This window comes from Curvibacter soli (assembly GCF_029211125.1).
Lineage (GTDB): Bacteria > Pseudomonadota > Gammaproteobacteria > Burkholderiales > Burkholderiaceae_C > Curvibacter_A > Curvibacter_A soli.
The window spans coordinates 46,348-54,593 of sequence record NZ_JARGEN010000054.1; the positions used below are offsets into that span (position 1 = coordinate 46,348).

Genomic DNA, 8,246 nt, shown 5'->3' on the forward strand with positions numbered 1-8,246 from the left:
AAATCATAGCTGGCAGCGCTTGCCATTAGGAACTTTGCACATGAAAACATATGCAAACCCTTTGTCATCAAGCGCTGGCAGCTCACTTTTTTAATAATCCCGGTCCTGTTCAGGAGCGTTCCAGTTCGATGTCCAGGCCCAGGGAACGGATTTCCTTGACCAGCACATTGAACGATTCCGGCATGCCGGCTTCGATGGCGTGCTCACCCTTGACGATGGATTCGTACACCTTGGTGCGGCCCACCACGTCGTCGGACTTCACCGTCAGCATTTCCTGCAGCATGTAGGCGGCACCGTAGGCTTCGAGCGCCCACATTTCCATTTCGCCGAAGCGCTGGCCGCCGAACTGCGCCTTGCCGCCCAGCGGCTGCTGGGTGACCAGCGAGTAAGGGCCGGTGGAGCGCGCATGCATCTTGTCGTCCACCAAATGGTGCAGCTTCAAGAAGTGCATGTAGCCGATGGTCGTGGGCCGCTCGAACGGCTCGCCGGAGCGCCCGTCGATCAGGTATGCCTGCGTGCGCGTGGGCGTCAGGCCCTTGGCCTTGGCCAGCGCTTCAGGGTAGGCGATGCGCAGCATGGCGCGGATGTCTTCCTCGGCCGCGCCATCGAACACCGGCGTGGCAAACGGCACGCCCTTGGCCAGTTCTTCGGCCATGACCCGCACCTGCTCGTCGGACAACTGCGACAGGTCTTCCTTGCGTCCGGCGGAGTTGTAGACCTCCTCGAAGAACTTGCGCAGCTCGGCCACCTTGGCTTCGGCCTGCAGCATGTCGCCGATGCGCTGCCCCATGCCCTTGGCGGCCCAGCCCAGATGGACCTCCAGCACCTGCCCCACGTTCATGCGCGAAGGCACGCCCAATGGGTTGAGCACGATGTCTGCAGGGGTGCCGTCCGCCATGTACGGCATGTCTTCGACCGGCACGATCTTGGAGACCACGCCCTTGTTGCCGTGGCGGCCGGCCATCTTGTCGCCGGGCTGCAGGCGGCGCTTGACGGCCAGGTACACCTTGACCATCTTGAGAACCCCCGCCGGCAGTTCGTCGCCCTGCGTGAGCTTCTTGCGCTTTTCCTCGAAGGCCAGGTCGAAGCTGTGGCGCGTCTGCTCCAGCGCGTTCTTAATCGACTCCAGTTGCGTGGCGACCTCTTCGTCCGCAGGGCGGATGTCGAACCAGTGGAACCGCTCGACGGACGACAGGTAGGCCTTGTCGATCTTGGTGCCCTTGGGCAGCTTGCTCGGGCCGCCGTTGGCAATCTTGCCATTCAGCAGCTTCTCGATCCGGTCGAAGGCATCGGCTTCCACGATGCGCAACTGGTCGTTCAGGTCCAGGCGGAAGCGCTTGAGCTCGTCATCGATGATCTGCTGGGCACGCTTGTCGCGCGTGATGCCCTCACGGGTGAACACCTGCACGTCGATCACCGTGCCTTGCGACCCCTGGTCCACGCGCAGCGAGGTGTCCTTCACGTCCGATGCCTTCTCGCCGAAGATGGCACGCAGCAGCTTTTCTTCGGGCGTGAGCGTGGTCTCGCCCTTGGGCGTGACCTTGCCGACCAGCACGTCGCCCGGCTGCACTTCGGCGCCCACGTAGATGATGCCGGACTCATCGAGGCGATTGAGTTGCTGTTCGCTCAGGTTCGGAATGTCGCGCGTGATTTCCTCGGCACCGAGCTTGGTGTCGCGCGCCATTACCACCAGCTCCTCGATATGGATCGAGGTGTAGCGGTCTTCGGCCACGACGCGCTCAGAGATCAAAATCGAGTCTTCGAAGTTGTAGCCGTTCCAGGGCATGAACGCGATCAGCATGTTCTGACCGATGGCGATCTCGCCCAGGTCGGTCGATGCGCCATCGGCGATCACGTCGCCACCGGCCAGCTTGTCGCCGCGCCGGACGATGGGGCGCTGGTGGATGTTGGTGTTCTGGTTGGAACGCTGGTACTTGATGAGGTTGTAGATGTCCACGCCCACTTCGCCTGCCACGGCTTCGGCGTCGTTGACGCGCACCACGATGCGCGTGGCATCGACGTAGTCAACCACGCCGCCGCGCTTGGCCGTCACCACCGTGCCTGAGTCCACCGCAGCCACGCGCTCGATGCCCGTGCCGACGAAAGGCTTCTCGGGCCGCAGCACGGGAACCGCTTGGCGGGACATGTTGGCGCCCATCAGCGCGCGGTTCGCATCGTCGTGCTCCAGGAACGGCACGAGTGACGCGGCCACCGACACGATCTGCGCCGGCGACACGTCCATGTACTGCACGCGCTCGGCGCCCACCAGAGTGGATTCGCCCTTTTCGCGCGCTGAAACGAGATCGCCGGTCAGGCGGCCCTGCGCGTCGAGCGTTGCGTTCGCCTGCGCAATGACGTACTTGCCTTCCTCGATGGCGGACAGGTAGTCGATCTGGTCCGTCACCTTGCCGTCCATCACGCGGCGGTAGGGCGTTTCGATGAAGCCGTACTCGTTCAGGCGCGCATAGAGCGCCAGCGAGTTGATCAGGCCGATGTTCGGGCCTTCGGGTGTTTCGATCGGGCAGACGCGGCCATAGTGGGTCACATGCACGTCACGCACCTCGAAGCCGGCGCGCTCGCGCGTCAGGCCGCCCGGCCCCAGGGCCGAGACACGCCGCTTGTGCGTGATTTCGGCCAGCGGGTTGGTCTGGTCCATGAACTGCGACAACTGGGATGCACCGAAGAACTCCTTCAGTGCTGCGGAAATCGGCTTGGAGTTGATCAGGTCGTGCGGCATCAGCGGATCCTGCTCAGCCTGGCCCAGGCGCTCCTTGACGGCCTTCTCGATGCGGGCGAGGCCCGTGCGGTACTGGTTCTCGGCCAGTTCACCCACGCAGCGCACGCGGCGGTTGCCCAGGTGGTCGATGTCGTCCACCTCGCCGCGGCCATTGCGCAGATCGACCAGGATCTTCACCACGGCCAGGATGTCCTCGTTGCTCAGAACCATCGGCCCCGTGGCTTCGTCACGACCGACCTTGGCATTGAACTTCATGCGGCCCACGCGCGACAGATCGTAGGTGTCGGGGTTGTAGAACAGCCGCTGGAACAGGGCCTGCACCGCGTCTTCGGTCGGCGGCTCGCCGGGGCGCATCATGCGGTAGATGGCCACGCGGGCGGCGAATTCGTCCGTGGTTTCGTCGATGCGCAGCGTCTGCGAGATGTAGGGGCCCTGATCCAGTTCATTCGTGTAGATGCACTGGATTTCCTGCACGCCGACGGCGCGAAGCTTCTTCAGCAGCGCTTCCGTCAGTTCGTCGTTGGCACGCGCAATGATCTCGCCCGTGTCCGGGTCGATGATGTTCTTGGCCACCACGCGACCGACCAGAAAATCTTCCGGCACGCTGATGTGCGTGGTTTGAGACTGTTCGAGCTCGCGCGTGTGGCGGACGGTGATGCGCTTGTCCTTGGCCACGATCACCTTGCCGGACTTGTCCGTAATATCGAAGCGCGCCACCTCGCCCTTGAGGCGCTCGGGCACGAATTCCATCTGTGCGCCGCTGTCCATCAGGCGGAAGTTGTCGTTGACGAAGAAGTTCGCCAGGATGGACTCGGGGTTCAGGCCGATGGCCTTGAGCAAAATCGTGACCGGCATCTTGCGGCGGCGGTCCACGCGGAAATAAAGGATGTCCTTGGGGTCGAACTCGAAGTCCAGCCACGAGCCGCGATAGGGAATGATCCGCGCCGAAAACAGCAGCTTGCCCGAACTGTGCGTCTTGCCCTTGTCATGCTCGAAGAACACGCCGGGCGAACGGTGCAGCTGCGAGACGATCACGCGCTCGGTGCCGTTGATGATGAACGAGCCCTTGTCGGTCATGAGCGGCACTTCGCCCATGTAAACCTCCTGCTCCTTCACTTCCTTGACCACCTTGGACTGGGAGGTCGATGATTCACGGTCATAGATGATGAGCTGCACCCGGGCGCGCACGGCCGAGGCGAACGTCAGACCGCGCGTCTGGCACTCGCGTACGTCGAACGCTGGTTTCGCGAGGTTGTACTCGACGAACTTCATTTCCACGAAGCCGTTGTGCGAAACGATGGGGAAGGCTGCTTTGAAAGCCGCCTGCAAACCTTCGGCAGTCCTCTTCTGCGGCGGCACGTCGGCCTGCAGGAACGCCGTGTAGGCGTCTTTCTGCATCTGCAGCAAATAGGGGACTTTGAGCACGCTGTCGCGGCTGCCGAAGCTTTTGCGGATGCGCTTGCGTTCGGTATAGGAATAGGCCATGAGATCTCCGGGCAAAGACATGAGTCCTGGGTCTTCGACGAACGAACCCGCATGCGGCACGGCATGCGGGCTTGGTGGTTGGCCACTACCAACCATGGCGGACGGCGATGCGTTGCACATCGCCCGAACCAAGGCGTCTTCTGTTGTCGGCAATACAGAAGACACTCGAAAACAATGTACCTAACCGTGTTTTCGGGTGCGCTCTGAAAGCGGCAAAGGCTGGAGGGCCTCGCAGCCTCTCCAGCCCTGCAGGGGGAACGCAATTACTTGAGTTCCACCTTGGCGCCGGCTTCTTCCAGCTTCTTCTTGGCGGCTTCAGCGTCTGCCTTGGCAATGCCTTCCTTGACAGCCTTCGGAGCGCCGTCCACCAGGTCCTTGGCTTCCTTGAGGCCCAGGCCGGTGATTTCGCGCACGGCCTTGATGACGGACACCTTGTTGGCGCCAGCTTCGAGCAGCACGACGTTGAACTCGGTCTTCTCTTCGACGGCCGGGGCTGCGGCACCGCCTGCAGCAGCGGGAGCGGCCATGGCGGCAGCGCTCACGCCAAACTTCTCTTCGATGGCCTTGACCAGGTCGTTGAGTTCGAGGACCGTCATGCTGTCGAGCGCGGTCAGAAATGCGTCTTTATCGAATGCCATTTTGATTTCCTAACAATTGGTTTAACAGGTCTGCCGCACGCTCAAGCGGCAGCAGCTTCACCTTCGCCTTTTTTCGCCGCCAGGGCTCCCAGCACCACGGCGGTGCGGGAGATCGGCGACATCAGCAAGCCACACAGTTGTGCCAGCAGCACTTCCTTCGGAGGAATGCTGGCCAACTGCTTCACGCCGTTCACGTCCAGGGCCTTGCCACCGAATGCGCCGCCACGAATCACCAGCTTGTCGTTGGTTTTCGCGAAATCGGCCACCACTTTCGCGGCCGCCACGGCGTCTTCGGAGAAGCCATAGATCAGCGGGCCGGTCATCTGGTCTGCCACCACTTCAAACGCGCTACCGGTCACGGCACGGCGGGCCAGGGTGTTCTTCAGAACACTCAGGGCCACGCCCTTGCTGCGTGCATCGATGCGCAGTTTGGTCATGTCGGCGACCGTGATGCCGCGGTATTCCGCGATCACGAGCGTTTGAGCTTTAGCGGCGAGGCCGGTCACTTCGGAAATGACCGCTTCTTTCTCACTGCGATTCAGACTCAAGGTTTACTCCTTCATATGTGCCGTCGGGCTTGCGCCCTTCGGCACGCTCTTGGTTTGCAGCGACCAACTGTCGAGGAATTCACGCTCCATCTGCAGCGGGATCGCCATCTGCGCTGGTCCATTCAGATTTAAGTGCAACCGACTTGCACACCAGCGGTCTTGGATGGCCTGCGGCACCACAAGGATGCCGCAGCCCACCACATTGGGCTTTCCGCCGAGCGGGCAGCCCAACGATTCTTGGCAATTACGCCGCGAGGGTCTGCGTATCCACGCGGACGCCGACGCCCATCGTGGAAGACACCGCCACCTTGCGCAGGTAAACGCCCTTGCTCGATGCCGGCTTGGCCTTGTTCAAGGCTTCGATCAGCGCAGCCAGATTGCCTTGCAGCTTCTCCGCATCGAACGAGCGGCGGCCGATGGTCGAATGCACGATCCCGGCCTTGTCGACGCGGAACTGCACCTGGCCCGCCTTCGCGTTCTTCACGGCCGTCGCCACATCCGGCGTCACCGTACCGACCTTCGGGTTCGGCATCAGGCCGCGCGGGCCCAGGATCTGGCCCAGCGTACCAACGACGCGCATGGCATCGGGCGCCGCGATCACGATATCGAACGGCATGTCGCCGGCCTTGACCTGGGCTGCCAGATCATCCATGCCCACGACATCGGCGCCAGCAGCCTTGGCCTCCTCGGCCTTGGCGCCCTGGGCGAACACCGCCACGCGCTTGGTCTTGCCAGTGCCGTTGGGCAGCACGACCGCGCCGCGCACGACCTGATCGGACTTCTTGGCGTCAATGCCCAATTGCACCGCCACGTCGATGGACTCGTCGAACTTGGCCGTGGCGGCTTCCTTCACAATGCTCAGGGCATCGGTCAGCGCATACAGCTTCGTGCTGTCAACCTTGCCCTGAAGGGCTTTTTGCTTCTTGGTCAGCTTGGCCATTTACACGCCCTCCACCGTGACGCCCATGGAGCGGGCGGAACCTGCAATCGTGCGCACGGCAGCGTCCAGGCTGGCGGCGTTCATGTCCTTCATCTTGGTCTTGGCGATTTCCTCGAGCTGCGCGCGCGTGATCTTGCCGACCTTGTCGGTATTGGGCTTGGACGAACCCTTGTCGAGCTTGATGGACTTCTTGATCAAGGTGGTCGCCGGAGGCGTCTTGATGATGAAGGTAAAACTCTTGTCCGCGAAGGCGGTGATGACCACCGGTAGCGGCAGCCCCGGCTCGACACCCTGGGTCTGCGCGTTGAACGCCTTGCAGAACTCCATGATGTTGAGGCCGCGCTGACCCAGCGCCGGGCCAATCGGAGGGGAGGGATTGGCCTTGCCAGCCGGCACTTGCAGCTTGACAAAACCGACGATTTTCTTCGCCATGGATAGACTCCTGCCGGGTACAAACGCCGAGCGCCAAGGCCCAAGCTCCCCGAATTAACAGCTCACCTTGCATTTTTCGCGCCGAGCTGAAAAGCGCGAAATCTCGATTCCAGCGGTGTCAGGCCTTTTCGACCTGGCCGAACTCAAGCTCCACTGGCGTGGAGCGGCCAAAAATCATGACCGCCACGCGCACCTTGCTCTTCTCGTAGTTGACTTCTTCGACGGTGCCGTTGAAGTCGGTGAATGGCCCATCCTTCACGCGCACCAACTCGCCAGCCATGAACTCGACCTTATGGCGCGGCTTGTCGGTGCCTTCTTGCATCTGGCTCACGATCTTGGCGACGTCTTCCTCCGAAATCGGAGCCGGACGATTCTTCGCCCCGCCAACGAAACCAGTCACCTTGCTCGTATGCTTGACCAAGTGCCACGTGTCGTCGTCCATGATCATTTCGACGAACACGTACCCAGGAAACAAGCGGCGCTCCGTGGTGCGGCGCTGGCCGTTCTTCATCTCCACCACCTCCTCGGTCGGAACGAGGATGCGGCCGAACTTGTCCTGCATGCCGGCACGGGTGATGCGTTCGACAATGTTGCGCTCCACCGCTTTTTCCATGCCGGAATAGGCATGGACGATGTACCAGCGCAGATCCGGATTGGATGGAGCCGCGAACGCCTGCGAAGCGCCTTCGATCGATTCAACAGGGTCGGTCATTACTTTCTCCACCCCAAGATGAGGTCATAGAGCACCCATTCCAGGGTCTTGTCCGTGAACCAGAGGAACAGCGCCATGACCGCCACGAAGGCAAACACATAAGCGGTCATCTGGACAGCCTCCTTGCGGGTGGGCCATACGACTTTCTTGACTTCGCGCCACGCATCACGTCCGAATGCCGCGAGCTGGCGCCCCGGCTCGGAAACGGCGAAGACCGCGACCGCGGCGCCGAGGCCCACGATCAAGGCCGCCCACTGCGCGAACACGCCCTGCTTGCCGAGCACATAAAACGCCACGAGCGCCGCCAGCACCAAAGCCACCGACACGGCGAGCTTGGCCTTGTCGGCTCCTGTACTGACAGTCTCTACTTGTGAAGTCGCCATTCTCGGCTTTGTCCTGGTTCTCTACATGCAGCGCCTGGAGACGCCGAAGCCCGCCAGAGCATGGCGGGCTTTTGATGAAGCCACATCAAGTGGCAGGGGCAGTAGGAATCGAACCTACAACCTTCGGTTTTGGAGACCGACGCTCTGCCAATTGAGCTATACCCCTTCGAATCGTTGCTTACGCGATGATTTTTGCGACCACGCCCGCGCCCACGGTCTTGCCGCCCTCGCGGATGGCGAAGCGCAGGCCTTCTTCCATGGCAATGGGGTTGATCAGCTTGACGGTGATGGTCACGTTGTCGCCTGGCATCACCATTTCCTTGTCGGCCGGCAGCTCGATGGCGCCGGTCACGTCGGTGGTGCGGAAGTAG

Annotated in this window: 8 protein-coding genes and 1 tRNA gene; all 9 read right to left on the minus strand. The window is 61.9% G+C overall.

The genetic code is table 11. The features are described 5' to 3' along the window. Positions 1 to 109: 109 nt before the first annotated feature. Positions 110 to 4,222 (minus strand): DNA-directed RNA polymerase subunit beta, encoded by a 4,113-nt coding sequence (gene rpoB / locus PY257_RS12035; RefSeq protein WP_275742125.1) that lies wholly within the window; start codon positions 4,220 to 4,222, stop codon positions 110 to 112. A gap of 263 nt (positions 4,223 to 4,485) precedes the next feature. After that, positions 4,486 to 4,860, minus strand: coding sequence for a 50S ribosomal protein L7/L12 (gene rplL / locus PY257_RS12040; protein WP_275742106.1), 375 nt, complete (start codon positions 4,858 to 4,860; stop codon positions 4,486 to 4,488). A gap of 41 nt (positions 4,861 to 4,901) precedes the next feature. Further along, entirely contained in the window at positions 4,902 to 5,408 is a 507-nt protein-coding gene (gene rplJ / locus PY257_RS12045; RefSeq protein WP_275742108.1) for a 50S ribosomal protein L10, read from the minus strand. A 244-nt stretch (positions 5,409 to 5,652) separates the two neighbouring features. Beyond that, positions 5,653 to 6,348 (minus strand): 50S ribosomal protein L1, encoded by a 696-nt coding sequence (gene rplA / locus PY257_RS12050; RefSeq protein ID WP_275742110.1) that lies wholly within the window; start codon positions 6,346 to 6,348, stop codon positions 5,653 to 5,655. Continuing rightward, positions 6,349 to 6,780, minus strand: coding sequence for a 50S ribosomal protein L11 (gene rplK / locus PY257_RS12055; RefSeq protein WP_275742112.1), 432 nt, complete (start codon positions 6,778 to 6,780; stop codon positions 6,349 to 6,351). Between the two features lie 118 nt (positions 6,781 to 6,898). Next, on the minus strand, positions 6,899 to 7,492 hold the full coding sequence (gene nusG, locus PY257_RS12060) for a transcription termination/antitermination protein NusG (protein ID WP_275742114.1): 594 nt from the start codon (positions 7,490 to 7,492) through the stop codon (positions 6,899 to 6,901). Continuing rightward, a complete protein-coding gene (gene secE, locus PY257_RS12065) occupies positions 7,492 to 7,875 on the minus strand; it encodes a preprotein translocase subunit SecE (RefSeq protein ID WP_275742116.1) in 384 nt (127 codons plus the stop codon). Before secE ends, nusG begins: the two co-directional genes overlap by 1 nt. 90 nt (positions 7,876 to 7,965) lie before the next feature. Then, a tRNA-Trp gene (locus tag PY257_RS12070) sits at positions 7,966 to 8,041 on the minus strand. Positions 8,042 to 8,053: 12 nt separating this feature from the next. Beyond that, the coding region (locus tag PY257_RS12075; protein WP_472924719.1) for an EF-Tu C-terminal domain-related protein at positions 8,054 to 8,246 on the minus strand (193 nt) is incomplete at its 5' end.